The organism is Roseinatronobacter domitianus (assembly GCF_023336755.1).
Taxonomy (GTDB): Bacteria; Pseudomonadota; Alphaproteobacteria; order Rhodobacterales; family Rhodobacteraceae; genus Roseinatronobacter; species Roseinatronobacter domitianus.
Genome location: NZ_JALZWP010000019.1, coordinates 14,254 through 35,044, shown reverse-complemented (window position 1 = coordinate 35,044; position 20,791 = coordinate 14,254). Strand labels below are relative to the sequence as shown.

The 20,791-nt window shown below is 60.3% G+C and carries 19 protein-coding genes; 12 read left to right on the top strand and 7 right to left on the bottom strand.

The features are described from left to right. The first annotated feature begins 59 nt into the window (after positions 1 to 59). The 9 genes from M3N55_RS14580 to M3N55_RS14540 all read left to right on the top strand — a co-directional run bounded on the left by M3N55_RS14580 (position 60) and on the right by M3N55_RS14540 (position 10,711). Positions 60 to 1,157 carry a polysaccharide biosynthesis/export family protein gene (locus M3N55_RS14580; protein ID WP_249060391.1) on the top strand — a complete coding sequence of 366 codons (1,098 nt, stop codon included), beginning with the start codon at positions 60 to 62 and terminating at the stop codon, positions 1,155 to 1,157. A 404-nt stretch (positions 1,158 to 1,561) separates the two neighbouring features. After that, a complete protein-coding gene (locus tag M3N55_RS14575) occupies positions 1,562 to 2,581 on the top strand; it encodes a LacI family DNA-binding transcriptional regulator (protein WP_249060390.1) in 1,020 nt (339 codons plus the stop codon). Positions 2,582 to 2,614: 33 nt separating this feature from the next. Next, positions 2,615 to 3,961, top strand: coding sequence for an ABC transporter substrate-binding protein (locus tag M3N55_RS14570; RefSeq protein ID WP_249060388.1), 1,347 nt, complete (start codon positions 2,615 to 2,617; stop codon positions 3,959 to 3,961). A 57-nt stretch (positions 3,962 to 4,018) separates the two neighbouring features. Next, positions 4,019 to 5,248, top strand: a complete 1,230-nt coding sequence (locus M3N55_RS14565) for a carbohydrate ABC transporter permease (protein ID WP_249060386.1) — start codon at positions 4,019 to 4,021, stop codon at positions 5,246 to 5,248. Further along, complete coding sequence (locus tag M3N55_RS14560; protein ID WP_249060383.1) at positions 5,245 to 6,456, top strand: carbohydrate ABC transporter permease; 1,212 nt, start codon at positions 5,245 to 5,247, stop codon at positions 6,454 to 6,456. The genes M3N55_RS14565 and M3N55_RS14560 overlap by 4 nt, the downstream gene beginning before the upstream one ends. Positions 6,457 to 6,461: 5 nt before the next feature. Next, positions 6,462 to 7,718, top strand: a complete 1,257-nt coding sequence (locus M3N55_RS14555) for an MGH1-like glycoside hydrolase domain-containing protein (RefSeq protein WP_346429277.1) — start codon at positions 6,462 to 6,464, stop codon at positions 7,716 to 7,718. Continuing rightward, positions 7,718 to 8,764, top strand: coding sequence for an ABC transporter ATP-binding protein (locus M3N55_RS14550; protein ID WP_249060415.1), 1,047 nt, complete (start codon positions 7,718 to 7,720; stop codon positions 8,762 to 8,764). The genes M3N55_RS14555 and M3N55_RS14550 overlap by 1 nt, the downstream gene beginning before the upstream one ends. A gap of 277 nt (positions 8,765 to 9,041) precedes the next feature. Continuing rightward, positions 9,042 to 9,713, top strand: coding sequence for a cupin domain-containing protein (locus tag M3N55_RS14545; protein WP_249060376.1), 672 nt, complete (start codon positions 9,042 to 9,044; stop codon positions 9,711 to 9,713). Next, positions 9,710 to 10,711: a flavin monoamine oxidase family protein gene (locus tag M3N55_RS14540; protein WP_249060374.1), complete on the top strand. Its 1,002-nt coding sequence runs from the start codon at positions 9,710 to 9,712 to the stop codon at positions 10,709 to 10,711. The genes M3N55_RS14545 and M3N55_RS14540 overlap by 4 nt, the downstream gene beginning before the upstream one ends. A gap of 168 nt (positions 10,712 to 10,879) precedes the next feature. Here M3N55_RS14540 and M3N55_RS14535 read toward each other — a convergent pair whose 3' ends face one another. From M3N55_RS14535 to M3N55_RS14520, 4 genes are all read right to left on the bottom strand, one after another. Continuing rightward, positions 10,880 to 11,698 (bottom strand): enoyl-CoA hydratase/isomerase family protein, encoded by an 819-nt coding sequence (locus M3N55_RS14535; RefSeq protein ID WP_249060371.1) that lies wholly within the window; start codon positions 11,696 to 11,698, stop codon positions 10,880 to 10,882. Positions 11,699 to 11,730: 32 nt separating this feature from the next. Further along, positions 11,731 to 13,098 (bottom strand): MmgE/PrpD family protein, encoded by a 1,368-nt coding sequence (locus M3N55_RS14530; protein WP_249060369.1) that lies wholly within the window; start codon positions 13,096 to 13,098, stop codon positions 11,731 to 11,733. Positions 13,099 to 13,101: 3 nt separating this feature from the next. Beyond that, a complete protein-coding gene (locus M3N55_RS14525; protein ID WP_249060368.1) occupies positions 13,102 to 13,893 on the bottom strand; it encodes an SDR family NAD(P)-dependent oxidoreductase in 792 nt (263 codons plus the stop codon). 102 nt (positions 13,894 to 13,995) lie between these two features. Further along, on the bottom strand, positions 13,996 to 14,922 hold the full coding sequence (locus M3N55_RS14520) for a LysR substrate-binding domain-containing protein (RefSeq protein ID WP_249060365.1): 927 nt from the start codon (positions 14,920 to 14,922) through the stop codon (positions 13,996 to 13,998). 104 nt (positions 14,923 to 15,026) lie between these two features. Here M3N55_RS14520 and M3N55_RS14515 point away from each other — a divergent pair, with 104 nt between their 5' ends. Both M3N55_RS14515 and M3N55_RS14510 read left to right on the top strand, forming a co-directional pair. After that, the gene (locus M3N55_RS14515; RefSeq protein WP_249060363.1) at positions 15,027 to 16,148 is read left to right on the top strand and encodes an AbrB family transcriptional regulator; all 1,122 of its coding nucleotides are present in this window, start codon (positions 15,027 to 15,029) and stop codon (positions 16,146 to 16,148) included. Then, a complete protein-coding gene (locus tag M3N55_RS14510; protein ID WP_249060362.1) occupies positions 16,145 to 17,137 on the top strand; it encodes a D-2-hydroxyacid dehydrogenase family protein in 993 nt (330 codons plus the stop codon). The genes M3N55_RS14515 and M3N55_RS14510 overlap by 4 nt, the downstream gene beginning before the upstream one ends. A gap of 52 nt (positions 17,138 to 17,189) precedes the next feature. On the opposite strand, the gene M3N55_RS14505 is transcribed toward M3N55_RS14510, so the two are convergent. From M3N55_RS14505 to M3N55_RS14495, 3 genes are all read right to left on the bottom strand, one after another. Further along, positions 17,190 to 18,143 carry a Bug family tripartite tricarboxylate transporter substrate binding protein gene (locus M3N55_RS14505; RefSeq protein ID WP_249060360.1) on the bottom strand — a complete coding sequence of 318 codons (954 nt, stop codon included), beginning with the start codon at positions 18,141 to 18,143 and terminating at the stop codon, positions 17,190 to 17,192. 104 nt (positions 18,144 to 18,247) lie between these two features. Beyond that, positions 18,248 to 19,762: a tripartite tricarboxylate transporter permease gene (locus M3N55_RS14500; protein ID WP_249060357.1), complete on the bottom strand. Its 1,515-nt coding sequence runs from the start codon at positions 19,760 to 19,762 to the stop codon at positions 18,248 to 18,250. After that, entirely contained in the window at positions 19,762 to 20,211 is a 450-nt protein-coding gene (locus tag M3N55_RS14495; protein WP_249060354.1) for a tripartite tricarboxylate transporter TctB family protein, read from the bottom strand. The genes M3N55_RS14500 and M3N55_RS14495 overlap by 1 nt, the downstream gene beginning before the upstream one ends. A gap of 163 nt (positions 20,212 to 20,374) precedes the next feature. Here M3N55_RS14495 and M3N55_RS14490 point away from each other — a divergent pair, with 163 nt between their 5' ends. After that, complete coding sequence (locus tag M3N55_RS14490; protein ID WP_249060353.1) at positions 20,375 to 20,788, top strand: PaaI family thioesterase; 414 nt, start codon at positions 20,375 to 20,377, stop codon at positions 20,786 to 20,788. The last annotated feature ends 3 nt before the right edge of the window (positions 20,789 to 20,791 follow it).

The window sequence follows — 20,791 nt, the reverse complement described above, 5'->3', positions numbered from 1 at the left end:
CGCTATTGCGCCACGGGGGTCGGCGGCATTTTCAACGGTTGAAATAACAGGCGGGTAACATGCGAAACGGGATCAAACGGGGGGCTATTCTGGCCGGGCTGGTGCTTGTTCTGGCAGGATGTGCGGGCCAAATGCGGTTCCCGGTGTCTCAGGAAGCGCAGGATGCGCTCGCCGATCAAAACATCAACGTGGTGCGAATCACAACGGACAACATTGGCCAATATCGCACGCCAAATTACCGTTCCAACCGCGCCAAAGCGACCAACCCTCCGGGCAACCCCAGCCCTTACACATATCGTGTCGGACCGGGAGATGAACTGCGCGTCATGGTCTGGTCAGACCCAGAGCGCACTCAGGCCGCCGGAACTGGCGGTTCCGATACTGAACGCGGGATCATCGTGAACGAGCAGGGCCAGTTCTTCTACCCATTCGTGGGGGCCGTGCGCGCATCCGGACGCAGCACCAGCCAGATTCGCGCCGACCTTACAGACCAGTTGCGCAATTTCATTTCAGACCCGCAGGTCGAAGTGTCGGTGCTGCGTTTCAACGCACATCAAGCGACTGTAACTGGCGTAGTTGGCGCGCCGGGGCCGGTCACGATCACCAATGTGCCACAGCGCCTGCTCGATGTGCTGAACAAAGCCGGGATGACGGCAGACGGTGATCTCTCCAATGTTTTGGTGCGCCGCAAAGGTGCCGCGCATAACGTAAACCTGAAAGCCTTTATCGACCATGGCGACACGCGCCAGAACCCGATTATTCTGCCGGGCGACGTCGTTAACGTGCCGCCCATGCGTGACAACAAGATCTTCACCTTCGGTGAAATCGCGACGCAGGAAATAGCGCTGGAAACCGACGTGCCTGTGTCGCTGACCGAGGTGCTGGCCGAAGTTGGCGGAATCGACCGCATCCGGGCAGATTCGCGCGGGATTTTCGTGTTCCGCCGCACCCCCATGACGCCGGAAGGCTTTGACGTGTTCCAGTTCAACTTGCACTCGGCCACGGCGCTTGTGCTGGCTACCGATTTCAAGATGGCACCACTGGATATCGTGTTCGTCACAAATGACCCGATCACCCGCTGGAATGACACGGTCGGCGCTCTGGTCACACCGCTGACGGGGCTGTTGCAGGTCCGCAGTATCGTCGATTCAAACTAAACGCTGGCTCGGCAAACCCTGCCCCCATGTCTTGAAACATGGCGGGCAGGGATGTTTTCTGTTTTCACACAGTGGCGCGCTCCACTCGTGATGTGCCTGTGTTGCCGCCTGACCTATGGGGCTTGCGACCCGGTTTTCCCCGCTCACAAATCGGCATCAGTTTCGAATGCGCAGGTCCGGCATTGTCACCACATGGCCAATGTCGCACAGACCTGTCTTGCGAAAAACCATCATGCAACCCTCTGACAGCTTTTCCCGTTTCCCTTGGTCCGCCAAACGGAGCGCGTGAAGAAATCTGGTAAAAGCTGTTGCCGAAACCGGTTTCGAAAACGAATTTCGACCTCGGGAGGACGAATCACATGCAAGCTTGCGGAGATAAACCGCGATCGGGAGCCCCGAAACGCGTGCGCCTTGTTGATCTCGCTGCGCAGCTTGGCCTGACCAAGGGAACCGTCAGTCGCGCCTTGAACGATCACCCCGATATTTCCGACCGGACCCGGATGCGCGTGCGCAAGGCTGCGGAAAAGTTAGGGTATCGCCCTCTAAGCCACGCGCAGGCCATTCGTACGGGGCGCGTGCGGTCGCTGGGGCTGGTGTTACAAGTCAATGAACATGATGCGCACCGTCCTTTCGTGGCAGAGTTCCTGGCCGGATTGTCGCAGGCCGCCTCTGCCGAGGACTGGACCCTTACGGTCGCCACAGCCAGCAGTGACACCCAGACGCTGGAGTTGCTGGATCGCCTGACAGCAGAGAAAAAGGCCGATGGTTTCATCCTGCCGCGCACAAAGTTGACCGACGCGCGCATCGACTTTCTGCGGATGCGCGATGTGCCTTTCGTGCTGTATGGCCGGACGACCGATACGCGCGGCTGCGCGTGGTTCGATATCGAAAGCGAAAAATCCATCGAGGATGCGGTCACGCTATTGGCGGGACTAGGGCACCACCGCATCGGCTTCGTTCCCGGGGCAGAGGGCTACACATATGCCAAACTGCGCCATGACGGTTATCTGACCGGACTGGCGCGCAGCGGCTTGCCACATGACCCGAACTTGATTGCTGCGCCTGCGATGGCGCGCGTTGCGGGCGCGAGTGCTGCCGCGACCCTGCTGGACCTGTCCGATCCGCCCAGCGCGATCGTCTGCTCTGTCGATGGGGCCGCGCTTGGCGTGTATGACGCGGCACGCCATCGGGGCTTGAAGATCGGCACGGACCTGTCTGTCATTTCTTATGACGGCATCCCCGAAACCACGCTTTTGGACCCGCCGCTTTCGACCTACCGGGTCGACACGCGGGCCGCTGGCGCGCGGCTTGCAGAGCTGCTGATAAAGCGCTGCCGGGGCGCGGCGCCAGAAGATTTACGCGAATTGGGTCGTGCGGCGTTTCAGTCGCGCGGGTCACACGGGGTCGCGCCGGAAACGTCGTGATCCACTAATTAACTGCACCAAGGGAGAGAGAAAATGACACGTTTACCGAAGCTGATGACAGGGACGGCGCTGGCGCTCAGCCTGTCTGCACTGGCGGTGTCCGCCGACACAATTCGATTCTGGACCACCGAAGAGCAGCCAGAGCGACTGGCCAAGCAAGAAGCGATGGCCGCCCAGTTTCTGGAGATGACGGGGATAGAGGTCGACGTGATTCCGGTCACTGAAAGCGACTTGGGCACACGCGCGACCGCTGCTTTCGCAGCAGGTGATTTGCCGGATGTGATCTATCACACGCTGCAATATGCGCTGCCATGGGCCGAAGCGGGCATTTTGGATACCGACGCCGCAACCGAGGTAATCGAGGATCTGGGCGTCGAAACATTCGCACCCGGTGCGATTGCCATGGCCGCCTATGACGGCGGCACCGCCTCGGTGCCGGTCGATGGCTGGACCCAGATGATCCTGTACCGCAATGACCTGTTCGAAGCTGCCGAGCTAGAGGCGCCGACAAGCTACGCCAACGTGCTGGCCGCGATTGAGGCGCTGCACAACCCGCCGGAACTTTATGGTTTCGTCGCTGCCACCAAGGTGGATGAAAACTTCATGAGCCAGGTTCTGGAACATGTTTTCCTGGCCAATGGCATATCACCCGTGGGGCCGGACGGGTTCCAGCCACTGGATGAAGCCAAGACCATCGAAGTGCTGGAATTCTACAAGGCCATTGCCGAAGCCTCGCCGCCCGGAGATCTGTATTGGGACCAGTCGCGCACGCTGTATTTCAGCGGCAACGCAGCGATGATTATATGGTCGCCGTTCATTCTGGACGAACTGGCCGGTTTGCGCGACAGCGCGCCACCCACCATCAATGACGACCCGACATCTTCGGAACTGGCCAGCCTGACCGGCATCGTGACCAATTTCTCTGGCCCGTCGAACCCCGATGGGGCCGCTTGGGGCGATGTGCGGTATTTCGGGATAACCACCGATGCCGACACTGATGCCGCGATGGAATTCATCAAATTCTCTGTCGATGAAGGCTATGGTCAGACCCTGTCGATCGCACCCGAAGGCAAATTCCCAGTGCGTGCAGGCACGCCGGACGAACCCAACAAGTTCAAGGATTTGTGGGCTACTTTGCCGGTTGGCGTGGACAGAAAGGCACCTTTGGGCGACCTTTATGACGCGGCCATGATCGACGAGATCGTTGGCGGACTGGATGTGGCGCAGCGCTGGGGCGTGGCCGAGGGCCAGCTTGCTCTGGCATCCAAGATGATCAACAGCCAGATCATAAACCGGGTGATGCGCGACTATATCGACGGTCGGGTTGATGCCACCGCTGCCGTGGCCGCAATGAATGCGGAACTGGCCACAATAGAGTAACCCGCGCCGGGCCGCCGCCAGACAGGTGGCGGCCCCTTCCCGGACAGGAGTGTTCCGATGACAGCCGTTCCTCCCAACGGCACCACGCCGCTTGCGCGGCGCGAAGCCCGGCTTGCCTGGGGCTTGCTTGCGCCGACGCTGACAAGTGTCGCGCTGGTTGTGGTGCTGCCCTTGCTTGCAATTTTCTGGATCAGCTTCAAGCCCATCGGGCTGGCCGATCTGCGCCCGCCTGCACCCATCTTGCGCGAAAGCGTGCTCGGCGCCGGGGAGGATCTGCGCGTCGAATACAGGCTGCGCAATTCCAGCCAAGACAAGCAGGTCACGGGTGTCATCCTGTCCGACATATTGCCTGAAGGTGTTGCGCTGCGCGGCGACCTACCCGCAGTCTGCACCCTGCAAGGGCGTGATCTTAGTTGCGACATCGGCACCCTGGAAGGCGGCTATAACGAACGGATCATCATCCCGCTTGCCGCTGAAGATGCTGACCGCACAGAGGCTCTTGCCGAAGCCAGCCTGCCCAACGTCACCGGCAAATCCGACAGCATCCTGACCAACACGACCTTCACACTGGATAATTTCGCCCGCATCTTCAACGGTGCCGAATTCTGGGGCGTGCTGGGTGTGACGCTGTTTTACACGGTCTTTGGCACCGTAGGAGCCTTGGGCGTCGGTCTGTTCGCGGCGCTACTGCTGAACAAGTCGTTTCGCGGCCAAGGCATATTGCGTGGGCTTTACCTGTTTCCCTATGTCGCCCCTATCATCGCGGTCGCCTTTTCCTGGCTGATCCTGTTCGACCCGTTTTCCGGTTCTGCCAACGCGCTTTTGGTGCAGATGGGCGTGACAGAGGGCGCGATCAACTTTTTCGGCGACAGGCCGCTTGCGCTTATCATGGTCACGGTGTTCGAGATCTGGCGCTATTTCCCGCTATCCTTCCTGTTTATTCTTGCGCGCATGCAGTCCATTGACAGCGATATGTATGAGGCCGCCGATATGGACGGCGCGTCACCCTTCCAGAAATTCTGGTATCTTAGCCTGCCACAGCTTCTGGGTATTCTGAGCGTGCTGTTCCTGCTGCGCTTCATCTGGACCTTCAACAAGTTCGACGACATCTTCCTGCTGACTGGTGGCAATGCGGGCACGCGCACGCTGACGGTGAATGTCTATGAACAGGCCTTTGCCGTGTCGAATATTGGCGCGGGCGCCGCAGTGGCGGTGGTCATCTTCCTGTGCCTGCTCAGTTTCTCGGTGTTTTTCTTCAAGTTCATGAGCCGGGAGGAAGGATTATGACCCTTATCCGTCGTGGATATCTGACCGCCGCTGTGATCGGCGCGTTGTGGACCATGGTTATCGCCACCACCGTCGCCATTACCATGAGCTTTGCCACCGGTGACGGCTTTCGCCCGTCCATCTTGCAAGCCCTGCTGATGGGTGCGGTGCTTGGCGTGGTGCTGCTGCGCATCCCGCAACGTGGTTTTGCCATGGCGGCCGGGGTGGCGCTTTTTGTCGTCACGCTCTGGGCGGGCTTTGGCCCGATGCTGACCGAAGGTGTCGGCACTATGGCTCTTGGTGTCGCGGCGCTGCTTGCGGGGCTTGGCTGTGGCTGGGGATTGCACGTGATCTTCGCCGAAATCCGGCCCGGTCCCCTGAGCAGGCACGAATTCGAGGATGCGATCATCCGCTTCCTGACAGGGTTCGGCTATATCTTCTTCACTGCGATCGTGGCGATCCCGTTTTACGTCATGGTCATGACCAGCCTGAAGAACCAGCAACAACTGGTTGCCAACCCGCTCGATTTCTCGCTGGACCTGACGCAGGGCTGGGGCTTGTTCCGGTCGTATTATGAGCTGTTCACAAGCTATAATTTCGGCACCTATATGGTGAATTCGCTGTTCATCTCGGTGATGACGGTTGCCGTTACGCTTTTGTTCAGCATCCCCGGTGCTTATGCAGTGGCGCGACTGCGCTTCAAGGGGCGGGCTGCGTTCTCGCGCTCTATCCTGCTCATATACATGGTCCCGGTCATCGTGCTGGCGCTGCCGATTTATATCGGTTTCTCCATGACCGGGCTGCGCAACACCATCTTCGGGATATTGCTGATCTACCCGGTCACGACCATTCCGGTCGCGCTGTATATGTTGCAAGGCTATTTCCGTGGCCTGCCGCAAGAGGTGGAAGAGGCCGGGCTGATGGACGGTCTGAACCGGCTGCAAGTTATCTGGAAGATCACCCTGCCGCTGGCGCTGCCCGCGCTGGCCAGCGTATCGCTTTATGTGTTCATGATCGCATGGAATGAATTCCTGCTTGCCTTCATGCTGCTGGACGACCCGTCCAAATTTACCCTGACGCGGGGCATCGCGTCGCTCAATTCATCCGAGATTCCGCGCCAACACCTGATGGCCGGTGCCGTGGTCGCCACGGTTCCGATCATGGCGCTGTTTCTTGGCTTGGAACGTTTCATGACCAAGGGCCTGACCGCAGGCTCTGTTAAAGGATGACAAGAATGGACCATCTTGCCCTAGACGAGGCCGCCCGCGCAATCCTGCGCAAAAATGACCGTGGTGGCTATACGCTGCCAACCTTTGGGCTTTACCCCTACCAATGGAACTGGGACAGCGCCTTTGCCGCTTGGGGGTTCGCGCAATTCGACATCGACCGCGCGTGGTTGGAACTGACCACATTGTTTACCGGGCAGTGGCCCAACGGGATGCTGCCACATATCCTGTTTCACAGGCCCGATCCGGGGTATTTTCCGGGGCCTGATGTCTGGGGCACAGAGGACAAGGGGCCAATCCCGTCCTCTGGCATCTCGCAGCCGCCCGTCGCCGCCACATTTGCGCGCATGATTTATGACAAGAACCCGGATGCGGGCCGCGAACCTTTGGCTGCGCTATTCCCCAAGCTGGTGGCGTGGCACCGCTGGTTCATGCGCTGGCGCAATGCGGACGGGATGATTTTTATCACCCACCCATGGGAAGGCGGGCGCGACAACGCGCCTGACTGGGACAGCGCCATGCAGGCCATCGACCCGGTTGGCGTGGGCGAGTATACGCGCCGCGACACCGCGCATGTAGACGCCTCAATGCGCCCCACCAAGGAAGATTACGACCGCTATATCTGGCTGGTGCAGCGCGCACGTGGCTTGGGTTGGGATGACGCAGCGGTGGCGCAAGACCAGCCCTTCAAGGTCGCGGATCCGCTGATGACCTTTGTCTTGCTGCGCGCCAATCGTGACTTGGCAGCGCTGGCCGATGCGCTGGGCGAGGACCGTTCCGAACTGGATAGCTGGACCGCCGAACTGACAGCCGGCGCGGCAGCCCTGCGCAATGACAAGGGCGTATTCGACGGATACAATCTGAACCTTGGCGAGCATACCAATTCGGTGTCGAACGCGTCCTTTCTGTGCTGGTTGGGCGGGGTGGACAGCCCGCAGATGCTGGCCGAACTGCATCGGGCCTTCGATCAATGCGCCTACCCCGTTCCCAGCCAAAAGGTCGGCAGCGACTGGTTCAATGCCAAACGCTATTGGCGCGGGCCAACATGGGCCATTGTCAATATGCTGATCGGGCTGGGCCTGATCGATATGGGGCATCATGCCGAAGCTGAAGAACTGCGTGCCCGCACGGCTGCACTGATGACGCAACACGGTTTCGCGGAATATTACGACCCGCTCACGGGCGACCCGGCAGGCGGCGACAGCTTTACATGGACCGCAGCGGTCTGGCTGGCCTGGGCTTCGCCTTCCGCAGGAGTGCAATGATGGGCCGGATCCGTTTGAACGCAGTCGAAAAATGGTTCGGCGACGTGCAGGTCATCAAGGGCATTGATCTGGAAATCAACGATGGCGAATTCGTGGTCTTTGTCGGGCCTTCGGGGTGTGGCAAATCCACCTTGCTGCGCATGATCGGCGGGCTGGAAGATATCAGTCGCGGCAGCCTAGAGATTGATGGACGCGACGTCACCGCAGAACCGCCCTCCAAGCGGGGGCTGGCGATGGTGTTCCAGTCTTATGCGCTTTATCCGCATATGTCGGTGCGCGACAATATGGGGTTTTCGCTGAAAACCGCCGGGGCGTCAAAAGCCGAGATCGCCGACAAAGTTGGCAAGGCCGCCGAAGTGTTGAAGCTGGACCCCTATCTGGACCGCCGCCCCAAAGACCTGTCAGGTGGGCAGCGTCAGCGCGTGGCGATTGGGCGCTGCATCGTGCGCGACCCAACGGCTTTCCTGTTCGACGAACCCCTATCGAACCTTGATGCCGCCTTGCGGGTCGAAATGCGTCTGGAAATCGCCAAGCTGCACCATCGGCTGCAAGCGACCATGATCTATGTCACCCACGATCAGGTCGAGGCCATGACCTTGGCCGACCGCATCGTGGTGCTTGAATTCGGCAAGATCGCGCAGGTCGGCACTCCGAAAGACCTGTATGAACGGCCTGCGAACCTGTTCGTGGCCCAATTCATCGGCAGCCCCAAGATGAACATCCTTCCCTGCCGAACAGAGGCAGGTGCCTATTTTCTGGAGGGTGGCGGCACCGGGCCTTTCGCAGGCGCGTCGCCTGCCGTCAATCTGGGTATTCGTCCCGAACATATCAGCCTCGTCGAACCCGGCGCTGGCCAATGTTCGGGTATGGTCGAGGTGGTGGAATATCTTGGCGCCGACAGCTTCATCGTCACGGATTGCGGTGCCTTGGGACAGGTCATGTCCCGCATTCAAGGCGATAGCCCCGTCAAACCCGGCGCGCAGGTTGGCCTTTCATTCGACCCGGAGCGGCTTAGCTTCTTTGGTGCAGACAAGCTGCGCGTATAGCGGGCAGTCGCACAGCGTTGCAATCTGCAAAGGGTGTCATAGGCTCCTTCGCTTGGGGCATGGGGTTAATGTTCCGGGCTTGCATGCCGCTTTATCGTATCAGCCTGTCCATCTAGAGGGCGTCAGAAAATCCTTTCTGGCGCGCATTCTTGAGCATCCTGACCGCAAAGCACATCAAACTGCTTGCAGGACGCGCTGGTTCAGAGTTGACGCGACCGCCGTCCCGCCCAATTTAAGCAGCATAGGAGACGCGCAAGATAAACCGGAGTAGCCCGTCATGAAGCTGAATGCAGATTTCAACCAGCGCGCGCTTGTGCGCTTTGACGAGAATGACTGGGTGGACTCTCCCATGCCCGGCGTCCGGCGCCGGATGCTGGACCGTATCGGCGAAGAGGTCGCGCGCGCCACCAGCATCGTGCGCTTTGATCCCGGCAGCGCCTTTTCGCCCCACACGCATGACGGGGGCGAGGAATACCTCGTGCTCGACGGCACCTTTCAGGACGAGGATGGCGATTTTCCGACGGGCTATTATGTGCGCAACCCGCCGACCTCGTCGCACAAACCGGCGGCACTGGACGGCGCGACGATCCTGGTGAAACTGCATCAGTTCGATCCCGATGATCGCACGCAGGTCCAGTTAGACAGCCGTGCCGCCGCATGGTCGCAAACCGCGCCGGGCGTTGACACGCTGCTTTTGCATGGCGATGACCGTGAAAGCGTCGCGATGGAACATTGGGCGCCGGGGGCGGTGCGCAGCCTTGATGCGTCGGGTGGGCTGGAAGTTTTTGTCATCGGCGGCAGCCTGTCGGACGGAACAGATACGCTTTCCCGCTGGGACTGGCTGCGCCTGCCTGTGGGGTCAGAGTTCCACGCACAGGCAGGCCCGGAAGGCGCGCAAATCTGGACCAAGTCAGGCCATTTGCGGAATGTGATCGGGATTGCGGCATGATCCCTGACACCGAAATTTGCATTGTCGGTGCCGGGCTTTCGGGCCTTGCATTGGCCACCATGTTGCGCGCCAAGGGCCGTGACCTGATCCTGCTCGACGCCCGTGACCGTCCCGGCGGACGCGTGCTGTCGCAAAACGGCTATGACCTTGGCCCGTCATGGATATGGCCGCATAACCGCCGCATGTTGGCGCTTCTGGATCGTCTGGGCTTGCGCAGCTTTGAACAGCATACAACCGGACGTCTGGTATTCGAGGACGCGACCGGTGCCATCCGCCGCGACCTGGAGTTCGCCACAATGGGCGGCGCGCTGCGCGTTGCCGGTGGCCTGGCGCGCGTCACAGATGCGCTGGCCGCAGCCCTTGGCGACGCTCTGCGGCTGTCGCACCCGGTCACGCACTTAAGCGAGGATGCAACCGGCGTGACGGTCATGGCACAGGGCCAGACCATCCGCGCCGGGCGCGTCATTCTTGCGCTGCCCCCACGGCTGGCGGTGCAGATTGGCGCGACTGCGCCGGACGTGCCAACATGGATGGCCGGACACGCGAAGCTGGTGGCGACCTATGCGGCCCCCTTCTGGCGGACCAATGGCTTCAACGGGGATGCAATCTCGCATCGTGGCCCCTTGGCAGAGATCCACGACGCGTCGCCTGCCGATGCGCAGACAGGCGCGCTCTTCGGCTTTGCCCATCCCGGCGCGGCACAGTCACCAGATTTCCGCGACGCCGCCGTCGCACAACTGGCGCGCCTGTTCGGGCCAGATGCTGGAAACCCCACTGACGTGATCTTCAAGGACTGGAGCGCGGATCACGCCACGGCCACGCCAGCAGACCGAACCCCACCAGCGAGCCATCCAAGATACCGTGCAATCCCCCGAACCGAACGAGTCATCTTCGCAGGTTCCGAAACCGCAAGCGAAGATGGCGGCTTTCTGGAAGGCGCCTTGGCCGCCGCAGAGGCTGCTTGCATGAACCTTGACAGTGTCTTGGGACACAGCTGAAGCATTTCGCTTCGGACCCATCCGCTACGGGATCATAGGAACAGCCGCCGCCTTGCGCCGCGCGCAGCAGAGCGCGTTGCATTCATTGGGATTCGCCCGACCCACTCTAACCTTATGTTATCGCATGTCTTTTTGCGCAAACCGGGAACCATTTTTGCGCGACATGCCCTAGTCCTTGTTGCCCATTTTGGCAAGGAACGCCTCGACCGAGGCGCGATGGTCGGTCGTGGTGTAGCAGATCGCCTGCGCTTGTCGGCCAAGGGCAAAGATTTCCTCATCCGTGCTTTCGAAGGTCTTGTCTAGGATCGACTTGGTCAAGGCAACCGATGCCGCCGAGCCTTGGGTCAACTCTTCGGCCCATGTGCAGGCGGCATCGATCAAGGTGTCAGGTGCAACCACGCGGTCCACCAACCCGATCGACAGGGCTTCATCTGCCGCCACAACGCGGCCCGACAGGATCAGCTCCTTGGCGCATGGCAGACCGACACGGCGCGGTAGAAAATACATGCCGCCGCCGTCAGACACCAACCCGCGCTTGAGAAAACTCATCGACATGGTTGCGCCCTCGACCGCAACGATGAAATCGCACGCCATTGCCATGTCGAGGCCAAGGCCGAAGGCCGAGCCATTCATTGCCGCGATCACCGGCTTGGTGCAGCCATGGATGACCGCAACGCCGCGATGCGTTTGTTTCTGGCGTTTCCAGCCATTGAAGGCAACGTCCCCTTGCGGAGCCTCCAGCCGGTCGCGCATACCCCCGATATCGCCGCCGGAGCAAAAGCCCTTGCCGGCGCCTGTCAGGATCACAGCGCGGATAGTCGCATCCCGGTCGGCCCATTCGAAGGCAGAAATAAGCTCCTGCCGCATCTGGTCGTTGATCGCATTGCGCAGTTCGGGTCGGTTCAGGCGGATGATGGCTACCGTCCCACGCAGTTCGGTTTCAATGAAATCGGCCGCAAAGCCGTGTGAGGATTTGGTTTCTTCCATCTTCGGGACGTCCTGATGCTGGTTAATTTGGCTCATGCGGCGGATTGGTTTGCGGGGTGAAGTGGCACGCTTCCGGGCAGTTCATCGGTGGCCATGACACAACGCCTAAGCCGCGCAGCGTCGTCTTGCGTCACGGCCAGCCCGGCCAATTCGTCGAATTTGGCGACAAGCTCGGCATCGGTCAGCGGGTCATCCGGGTCGCCTTTTCGCGTGGGCTGGAAATGCTTCAGAACGCTGCCATCCTTCAGGGTCACGCGAAGCCGCGCTTGCCTGCGGCTTGGATAAGCCGCTGCGATTTCCGGATCTTCGGTAACGCGAACCTTGGGCATGAAGGCGCGCAGATCGGCACGCGCCAAGGCCTCTGGCGTGAAGGCCGCCAAGCGCACTGCGCCCATATACAACAGCGCGGCCACGCAATATTGCACACTGAAGCGCGCATCTTGTGGCGTCGTCACGTCCAGTCTGTCGCAGATCGACGCGGTTGGGCCATATCCCTCCACCTCTATCCCATCAATATCCGCAGGGCCGAAGGCATGCTGTGCCTGTAAAACCCGCAACCCGTCGAGTGTTGGGAAAATATGGCCGCAACACCCGTGGTTCTTGAACGTCATCCGCGAGATCGGCGTCCAGTCGCCAAGACCTGCAAGCGCCATACCCCAGTTCCCCGTGGTGTCGCTGCTTGCGGCCGCGTAGCCATGGTCGGCATGCAGACTGTCACGCGATCCGGTAACGCCGGCTGCTGCCGCCAATCCGGCCAGAACGCCTGCCTCGGCGGCATGTCCACAGTGAAGCGGCTTGGTCTGCCCCTTGCCCTGCAAATTTTCCTGGTGCCCCCCGGCAAAGCTGCTGGCAATCGCGATGCTGTTGCCGATTTGCTCTGCGGTGCAGCCCTTTATCATCGCGGTGGAGACAGCCGCGCCCATTGTGCCCACGGTGGCGGTGATGTGCCAGTCCCGGTAATGGCTTGGCTGAAGCGCCATTGCGATCCGGCATCCGACCTCGTAGCCCCCGATAACGGCCCGGCGAAACGCATCCGCCGACGCGCCTTCGGCCTGTGCGACGGCAAGCGCCGCTGAAATCGTTGGGCTTCCGGGATGATAGCCGCCGTCACGGAAAATATCGTCGAACTCCGCGGTGTGGCTTGCCGTTCCGTTCAAAAGCGCCGCGTGGCGCGCGCTCCCGCGCTGACCATCCACATAGGACACCGCCGCACCTTGCCCCTGTTCGGACGCCACAGCATGCGACAAGGCAACTGCCGGACCCTCAAGACAGCCGGGAAGCATCGACCCGAACCAGTCCAGCACCGCACGGCGCGTGTCATGTTCGACCGCGACAGGCACATCGCGAGTCTGCCAAGCATGTGCCGCCTGTGCGAGTTGGATCAAAGGGTTATCGGTCATTTCCTAGCCTCGCTTTACAAGCAAGCCGCCATCGACGGGCAGCAACGCGCCAGTGACATATTTTGCTTCGTCCGACGCAAGGAACACGGCTGCGTTCGCGACGTCCCATGCCTCTCCCATGTGACCCATCGGGACGAGGGCGTTGCGTTCGGCGCGAATATCCTCGCGCGGGCGACCGCTTTCAACCGCGCGCCGCTCAATCGCCATCGGCGTGTCGATCAGCCCCGGCAAGATCGCATTGGCCCGCACGCCAAACCGCGCGTTTTCGGCGGCAAGGTGCTGTGTGAAGGTGTTAATCGCCCCTTTGGAGGTCTTGTAGGCCACCGTCGGGCGCATCGAAAAGGACGCGGTCGAGGAGATGTTGACGATCGACCCGGCGCCCGTGTCGCGCATTGATGGCAACGCTGCCTTTACCAGCATGAACATCGCCTTGAGGTTCAGGGTCATGATGGCATCCCACGCCTCCACATCAAGGTCGGGCGTGGCGCGATCTCCCTTGGACTGGCCGACATTGTTGTGCAGAACGTCAATCCGGCCAAACCGATCCAATGTCTGCTGCACGATGTGCTGACATGTAGTCTCTTTTGTGATGTCGCCCGCAACAACAATAGAGCGGTCGCCGCCGATCATCTCGCGCGTTTCTTCCGCCCAATCGCCGTTGATATCAACCAACACACAGGTGGCACCTTCTTGCGCGAAGCGGATCGCAGTCGCGCGCCCATTGCCGGGCGTGGCACCCGGTTGTTGTCCTGCCCCGGTAATGATTGCAATCTTGTCGCGCAGAAGCTCGCCCATGACCTACACCGCCTTTTTCTAAGTCGAGATCAGGTTAGCAGCCATATTCGCCGCTATATCCTGAGCAGACATCAGGCTCGGCAAATCCTGAGTTTGATCCAATCAGGGCTCTGCATCTGAAACAGCGGCGAAGAACTGATGCGGCTGCCCCACTTGATACAGCAGCCAGTCTACGAACCGCTTGGTCTTGACGCTGACCGAGACGGTCGAGGGCCAAATGATGTAGAAGGATGCTCCGGTCGGGATACGCATCCCAAGCGGGCGCACCAGCCGCCCCTCGGCGATAATGTCGTCCAGCAGGCCCAATTGTCCGATGGCAAGGCCAAAACCCTGTTCCGCTGCCGAAAAGCTGAGAAGTGACGTTTCGAAATCGGTGCCGCTGTTGACATCAATATCCACGCCTACTGCCTTGGCCCAAAACTCCCACGCGCGGCGGCGGTAGCGCGAATGAAGCAACTCGCCCTTGGTCACGTCCTCGGGCTTGGAAATGCCGCCGATCTTGTCAAGATAGGCCTGATTACAGACCACATCGACCTGTTCGTCCCATAGCTTGCGGCTGCGTGTGTCGCGCCAGTCGCCGCTGCCAAGCTGCAAGGCGACGTCCAGATGCGTGCCCCTGAAATCCAGCGGTTCGACCCGCGTGTCGAAGCGGACCCGGATATCCGGGTAGCGCGCCGTGAAATCCAGAAGCTTTGGCATCAGCCAGTGATGCGCAACAGTCGGATGCACGCGCAGGTTCACCGTTCCTTCGGTTTCGCGGCTGATCATCCTTTGAGTGGCGCGTTCCAGATCATCGAACAGGCCCGCAATCTCCAGTCCGAAGGCACGTCCAACCTCGGTCAGCTTTGCAGAGCGCACGCCGCGCTCGAACAAGCTGACATCCAGGAAATCTTCCAGGATCGCGATTTGCCGGCTAATGGCGACTTGGCTTACGCCCAGTTCCTGCGCTGCGGCAGTAAAGGTCTTGTGCCGCGACGCGACAGCGAAGGATCGGAGCGGATTGAGCGGCAAGCTGATGCGGCGTTGCATGATCTTTGGTTATCCTTGCGCGATAAAAAGGCCGGTCTACAAGACCGTCCGTTAGGCTAGTCTGTGGACAAGATAATCGTCAAGGTGGCCAATGGTGGAGAATCTTGGCCGATCAGGTTCGGATGCGCTCACCGCTCTCAGACAAGAAAACGCAACCGCCCCCGACAGGGAAATGGCGGGACATTGTCGGACTGACGGTGCTTTTCGTGTTGTCCGCCTGCGCGGGCTGGGTATTTGAGCGCATTGGCGCCCCGCTGCCTTGGATGACCGGGCCACTGGTGTTTACTGCGGCGGTGTTCATGGGACCAGCGCCGCGCCTTGTCGTGCCCACGAAGCTGCGTGCCTTTGGTCAGGTGGTCGTCGCCACACAGGTGGGCCTTGCGTTTTCGCCAGAGGCACTGGAGATGCTGATAGCCTTCGCGCCCGTGATTGTCGGCACCGCTCTGACAACGGGGGTCAGCATTTTCTTTGTGGCGCTGCTAATGACGCGATTGACCGGTCAGGGCCTTGCGCAGGCCTTTATGTCGGCAATGCCAACCAGCCCGGTCGAAGCCGCGACAATGGCCGCAGCGGCGGGCGTGCCGACTGTGCCGGTAATCTTCTCGCAGACCTTCCGGCTTGCCGCGGTGGTGCTTATCCTGCCCTTTTCGCTTTATGCCATTGAAGGCGGGCGAGAGCCGGTCACGCTTGCAATGTCCGACCCTTGGCACATCATCATGCTGGCCGTGATCGGCCTTGCAGCGGCGCAAGTATTCCGGTTCTTGCGCGTCCCGAACCCGAATTTCCTTGGCCCCCTGACCGCCGCAGCCGCTCTTGCCGCCAGCGGTCAGGGGCTTGCCCCGTTCCCACCAGCGATCCTGGCGCTGGCGCAGATCGTGCTTGGCACTTGGCTAGGGGCAATCTTTCGGCGTGAAATTCTGTCATCTGCCTGGCGGCTGACACTGACCAGCGCGCTGTCGGCGGTATTGACCCTTGGGGCCTGCATTATCAGCGCGCTTGGTATTGCTGCCCTGACAGGCGTGGACTGGCGCACCATGGTTTTGGGCGCAGCGCCCGGCGGTGTCGTGGAAATGGCGCTGACGGCCAAGTTCCTGGAACAGAACTTCATCCTGATCACGACGTTCCACTTGGTGCGTATCTTCATTTTCATGCCGAATATCCCGTGGATCGTCCGGCTGATCACGCGCCATGAACAGCGCAAAACCAACGGAGAAAACGACAAATGACCGACTATCGCGCCTTGCCGAAAGACCGCCCCGCGCGCATCGCCGTGCTGGACGATTACATGGGCGTTGCAGAGCGCCTTGCCGACTGGTCGATCCTGAAGGACCGTGCAGAGGTCACGTTCCTGCGCGATCCCATCGCGCTCGAGGATTTGGCAAGTGAACTTGCGCCCTATGATGCCATCTGCCTGATGCGGGAACGCAGCGATTTCCCCGGTGAGGTGATACGTCAATTGCCCAACCTCAAGGCGATTTCCGCCACCGGGCGGCGCAATCGGACGCTAGACAGCACCACCGCGGCCGAGCTTGGCATACCGGTGATGACGACGGGCAGCAGCGGAAATGGCGTCTATGCCACCGTTGAACTGGCCTGGGGTCTTATCATCGGCTTGATGCGGCACATTCCCGACGAATCTGCTGCAATGCGGGACGGCGCATGGCAGACGCGATTGGGCCATGCGCTTTACGGTCGAACCCTTGGGATCGTGGGGCTTGGCAGGCTTGGGGCGCGGATGGCCCTGATTGCCAAGGCATTCGGCATGAACGTCATCGCCTGGAGTCCCAACCTGACGCCAGAACGCGCGGATGACAGCGGCGCGCAATATGTCGACAAAAACACGCTTTTCAGCAGCGCCGATGTTATCTCTCTGCATTTGGTGCTTGGGCCGACGACGCGCAGCCTTATCGGGGCAGATGACATCGCCCGCATGAAACCGGATGCCTACCTGATAAACACCGCTCGCGGGCCACTGGTGGATGAAAGCGCATTGATCCAAGCCTTGGCGACGGGCAGGATCGCAGGCGCGGGGATAGATGTTTATGACCAAGAGCCCATGCCTGCGGAACACCCCTTGCGCCGCACCCCGCGCACAGTTCTGACACCACATCTTGGCTACAGCGTCCGCGAAACCTTTGCGGCGTTTTATGGCGAGACGGTCGAAAACCTTGATGGCTGGCTGGATGGCAAGCCCGCCCGCGTGTTGAGCGCCTAACAAAAAACCGGCCCGCTTGGGGCCGGTTTTCCAAGTTGTCTTCAGCTTGGGATTATTGCCCGATGCCGCGCGCCTCGGCCAAGTCCTGCCAGGTCTGCATGTCGCGCAGGTAGATTGTGCGGAACTCCGACGGGCTTAGATCACCCGCGACAGCATAGTTCCGTTCCAGCATTTCTTGCATCGAGTCTGTCGCCATCGCTTTGGCAAAATCTGCGTTGATCTGTTCAGCCAAAGCCGGGTCCATGCCGCCCGGGCCAAACAATGCGACCCAGCCGTCAATCTCGACACCCGAAATGCCTGCCTCGCCGCTCGACTGGATGTCGGGCAAAAGCGCGAAGCGTTCAGGTGCCAGAACCGCCAACGCCTTGACCCGTCCGTCATTGACGTAAGGCATAACGCTTGCGGTCGTGGAGATGTAGGTGTCAGAATGGCCGCCCATCAGGTTCGTCTGCGCTTCGCCACCACCCGAAAAGTGGATCACGTCCGCAGGCAGGTCTGCCGCACTGATAAGCAGTTCAGACATGAAATGGCTGGAGCTGCCTGGGCCGGCGGTGCCCAGGAACATCGGCCGTTCCTGAGCCTCTTGCAGGAAGCCGCTGAAGTCGGTGGATTGCACATTGGCGCCGCCCACCAGAACATAGGGGCTTGTGACCAACAAAGAGATGGGTGTGACATCCTCTTCGGGATCGTATTGCAGATCGCCCTGTATGGCAGGGGCCGTTGAAATCGCGGCCGTGTTGATCAGCAAGGTGTGCCCATCGGGGTCCGCCTGCGTCATGGCGGTTGTGCCGATCATCGAACCGGCGCCAGGCTGGTTCTGAATGACAATCGGCTGCTCCCAGATCTTTTCCAGCTCGATTGCGATGGCGCGTGCTGTCGTATCTGTGGACCCGCCGGTGCCATAAGGCACAATGATCGTGACCGGCTTGCTTGGGAAATCCTCCTGCGCCCAAGCGGCCGTCATGCTAAGTGTCGCGCCAAGTGCAGCGCAAATGATCGTTTTCATGGTCTTCTCCTCCTCCGTCATTTCCCGCGCTAGGGCGGCTTGATGCGGCCTTTAGGGCGGCCACTGCGCGGGCGAACCAACGCCCACGCGCCCGTCTTGTTGCCTTAGGCGTCGGTTGCTTCGGCCAGCCTGCGCCTGCGCCGCAGGATCGCGGACACAAGCGTCCAGATGAGCAAAACTGCCGTCAGAGCCAGCACACTGCCCGCCATCGGGCGTTCAAGGATCGCGGTGAAATCACCGCGCGCCAGAACCATTGAACGGCGGAACTGCGTCTCTATCAGCGGGCCAAGGACGAAGCCCAGCAAAAGCGGTGCGGCAGGCAGATTGCCAAGGCGCAGCGCATATCCAAGCACACCAAACCCCAGAACCATGATGACATCGGCCGGGTTGGCGCGCACGCTGTAGGCCCCGATGCACACGAACACAACGATCGCGGGATATAGGTAATGATAGGGCACCAGCAGCATACGGACCCAAAGACCGATCAATGGCAGGTTCAGCACCAGCAGGATCAGGTTGCCGATCCAGAAGCTCATGACCAGACCCCAGAACAACGAAGGTTGCTCTACGATCAGCGTCGGTCCGGGCTGGATGCCATGCACCATAAGTGCGCCCAGCATCAGGGCCATGGTCGCACTGCCCGGAATGCCAAGGGTCAGTGTCGGGATGAATGCTGTCTGGTCGGCGGCGTTGTTGGCGGTCTCTGGCGCGACAACGCCCTCGATCGCACCTGTGCCAAACCGTTCCGGCGTGTCCGATGCGCGCTTTTCGACAGCATAGGCCATGAAGGACGCAATCGACGGTCCGGTTCCCGGCAGCGCCCCAAAAAACGACCCGATAGCCGACCCGCGCAGACCCGGAATCCACGACCGGCGTATGTCATCGCGCGTTGGCACCATCTTGCGAAAGCGCGTGCTTTCGCGGTCAATCTTGTTGCTCCGCTTAGCCCCGACAGAGCTAAGGATTTCACCAATCCCGAACAGGCCCATGGCCATCGCACTAATGCCGAACCCGTCCAGAACGCTCATCGACCCGAAAGTGAAGCGCGCCGTTCCAGATTGGCTGTCGGTGCCGACCGTTGCAATCAGCATACCAAGAATAACCATGGAAAGGCCCTTGGCAGGCGACGCATTCGTAATTGTCGAGGCCGCTACAAGCCCCAGCGCCATAAGCGCGAAATATTCCGCAGGCCCAAAGCTTAACGCGTATTCCGCTATGATCGGGGAAAACAGGCTTAAGACAACGATCCCGATGGAGCCCCCCACGAAAGAGGCGATGGTCGTCATAAACAGCGCGACACCCGCCCGACCCTGTTGCGCCATTGGATACCCGTCAAGGCAGGTTACTGCCGAAGAGGTCGCACCCGGTATGTTCAGAAGGATCGACGCGGTGGACCCACCATAGGTCGTGCCGTAGTAGATGCCGGCCAGCATGATCAGGGCCGCTGTCGGATCAAGATAGAAGGTGATCGGAAACAGCATCGAGATCGCAGCAAGCGGCCCGATACCGGGAATAACACCCACGAACGTACCCAAAAACACGCCGGCGAAGCAGTAAAACAGGTTTGTCGGCGTCAGGGCAGCATCAAGTCCAAGAGCGAGGTTGGCGAGAAGATCCATCAAAACGGCCAATCGAAAGAGGCCAGAGGCAAGCGAAGCCCTGCAATGAAGATCGCCCACGTAATCAGGCTTAGCGTTGCGGCCAGGACCACAGCGCCCAACAGTTTGACGTTGCGTTCTGCGAAGGTTGCAATGACCGTTGTTACAAAGACCGACGGAACCAGACCAACGCTATCGATCATCAGCGAAAAGCTGATGATACTGGCTGCAAGCACCAGCACGACCCGGAACCGCACATGCACGCCCGAACCGCGCCGCGACAAGGCGGGGATTGCAATCACAATCCCGAAGACGACCAAAGCGGCGCCAAGCGCTGTCGGGACCATACCCGGCCCCATCCGGCTGACGCTGCCCAGCGAATAGTTGGCAAGAGAGTAAAGGGCGGCTGCACCACCAAACCCTGCCAAAGCCAAACCGGTTACGATGTCACGGTAGTCGCGATCTAGCACTGTCCCCTCCCCGTGGTCAGGCGCTTTACCTTATCGGGCAATCTTCTTGGCATCGCCGCTATCGAACAACAGTTAAAAACGCTGGCGAGCATAACAAATGGTTGGGCTCTTTGCTCTGTCTGGTTAGCTTGTCATGGCGTGGATCAGGGTGCACACATCATGCATGGAAACCGATTTGACGGACGGCACATGGACCCTTGATCCCGATGACGGGTTCATTGGGCATGTCGGGGGTTTATGGCGGCGCGAGATCGGCGGCAAACCCGAATTTGCCTTTGTGGCACAAAACTTTCATGCCAACCGAAACGGCGTTATCCATGGCGGCATGTTGATGACCTTCATCGACCGCGCCTTTGGTCATACAACGCGCATTGCGACCGGTGCGCCACGCGGCACGACGGTCAGCCTGACGCATCAATTCCTGACGCCAGCCAAAATAGGCGATCTTGTGCAGATTGCCCCGCAGATCACAAAGGCGACGACCCGATTGGTGTTCGTCACGGGCACTGCCTTTATCGGCGATATGCCCGTGATCTCTGCGCAAGGTGTCTGGCGGATCACACGGTCAACAGGCTAGACG

What these genes read in the sequence shown, in the direction of transcription:
- M3N55_RS14580 (WP_249060391.1), top strand. Translation starts at nt 60, where the DNA reads ATGCGAAACGGGATCAAACGGGGGGCTATTCTGGCCGGGCTGGTGCTT.
- M3N55_RS14570 (WP_249060388.1), top strand. Translation starts at nt 2,615, where the DNA reads ATGACACGTTTACCGAAGCTGATGACAGGGACGGCGCTGGCGCTCAGC.
- M3N55_RS14565 (WP_249060386.1), top strand. Translation starts at nt 4,019, where the DNA reads ATGACAGCCGTTCCTCCCAACGGCACCACGCCGCTTGCGCGGCGCGAA.
- M3N55_RS14560 (WP_249060383.1), top strand. Translation starts at nt 5,245, where the DNA reads ATGACCCTTATCCGTCGTGGATATCTGACCGCCGCTGTGATCGGCGCG.
- M3N55_RS14555 (WP_346429277.1), top strand. Translation starts at nt 6,462, where the DNA reads ATGGACCATCTTGCCCTAGACGAGGCCGCCCGCGCAATCCTGCGCAAA.
- M3N55_RS14550 (WP_249060415.1), top strand. Translation starts at nt 7,718, where the DNA reads ATGGGCCGGATCCGTTTGAACGCAGTCGAAAAATGGTTCGGCGACGTG.
- M3N55_RS14545 (WP_249060376.1), top strand. Translation starts at nt 9,042, where the DNA reads ATGAAGCTGAATGCAGATTTCAACCAGCGCGCGCTTGTGCGCTTTGAC.
- M3N55_RS14540 (WP_249060374.1), top strand. Translation starts at nt 9,710, where the DNA reads ATGATCCCTGACACCGAAATTTGCATTGTCGGTGCCGGGCTTTCGGGC.
- M3N55_RS14535 (WP_249060371.1), bottom strand. Translation starts at nt 11,698, where the DNA reads ATGGAAGAAACCAAATCCTCACACGGCTTTGCGGCCGATTTCATTGAA.
- M3N55_RS14530 (WP_249060369.1), bottom strand. Translation starts at nt 13,098, where the DNA reads ATGACCGATAACCCTTTGATCCAACTCGCACAGGCGGCACATGCTTGG.
- M3N55_RS14525 (WP_249060368.1), bottom strand. Translation starts at nt 13,893, where the DNA reads ATGGGCGAGCTTCTGCGCGACAAGATTGCAATCATTACCGGGGCAGGA.
- M3N55_RS14520 (WP_249060365.1), bottom strand. Translation starts at nt 14,922, where the DNA reads ATGCAACGCCGCATCAGCTTGCCGCTCAATCCGCTCCGATCCTTCGCT.
- M3N55_RS14510 (WP_249060362.1), top strand. Translation starts at nt 16,145, where the DNA reads ATGACCGACTATCGCGCCTTGCCGAAAGACCGCCCCGCGCGCATCGCC.
- M3N55_RS14505 (WP_249060360.1), bottom strand. Translation starts at nt 18,143, where the DNA reads ATGAAAACGATCATTTGCGCTGCACTTGGCGCGACACTTAGCATGACG.
- M3N55_RS14500 (WP_249060357.1), bottom strand. Translation starts at nt 19,762, where the DNA reads ATGGATCTTCTCGCCAACCTCGCTCTTGGACTTGATGCTGCCCTGACG.
- M3N55_RS14490 (WP_249060353.1), top strand. Translation starts at nt 20,375, where the DNA reads ATGGAAACCGATTTGACGGACGGCACATGGACCCTTGATCCCGATGAC.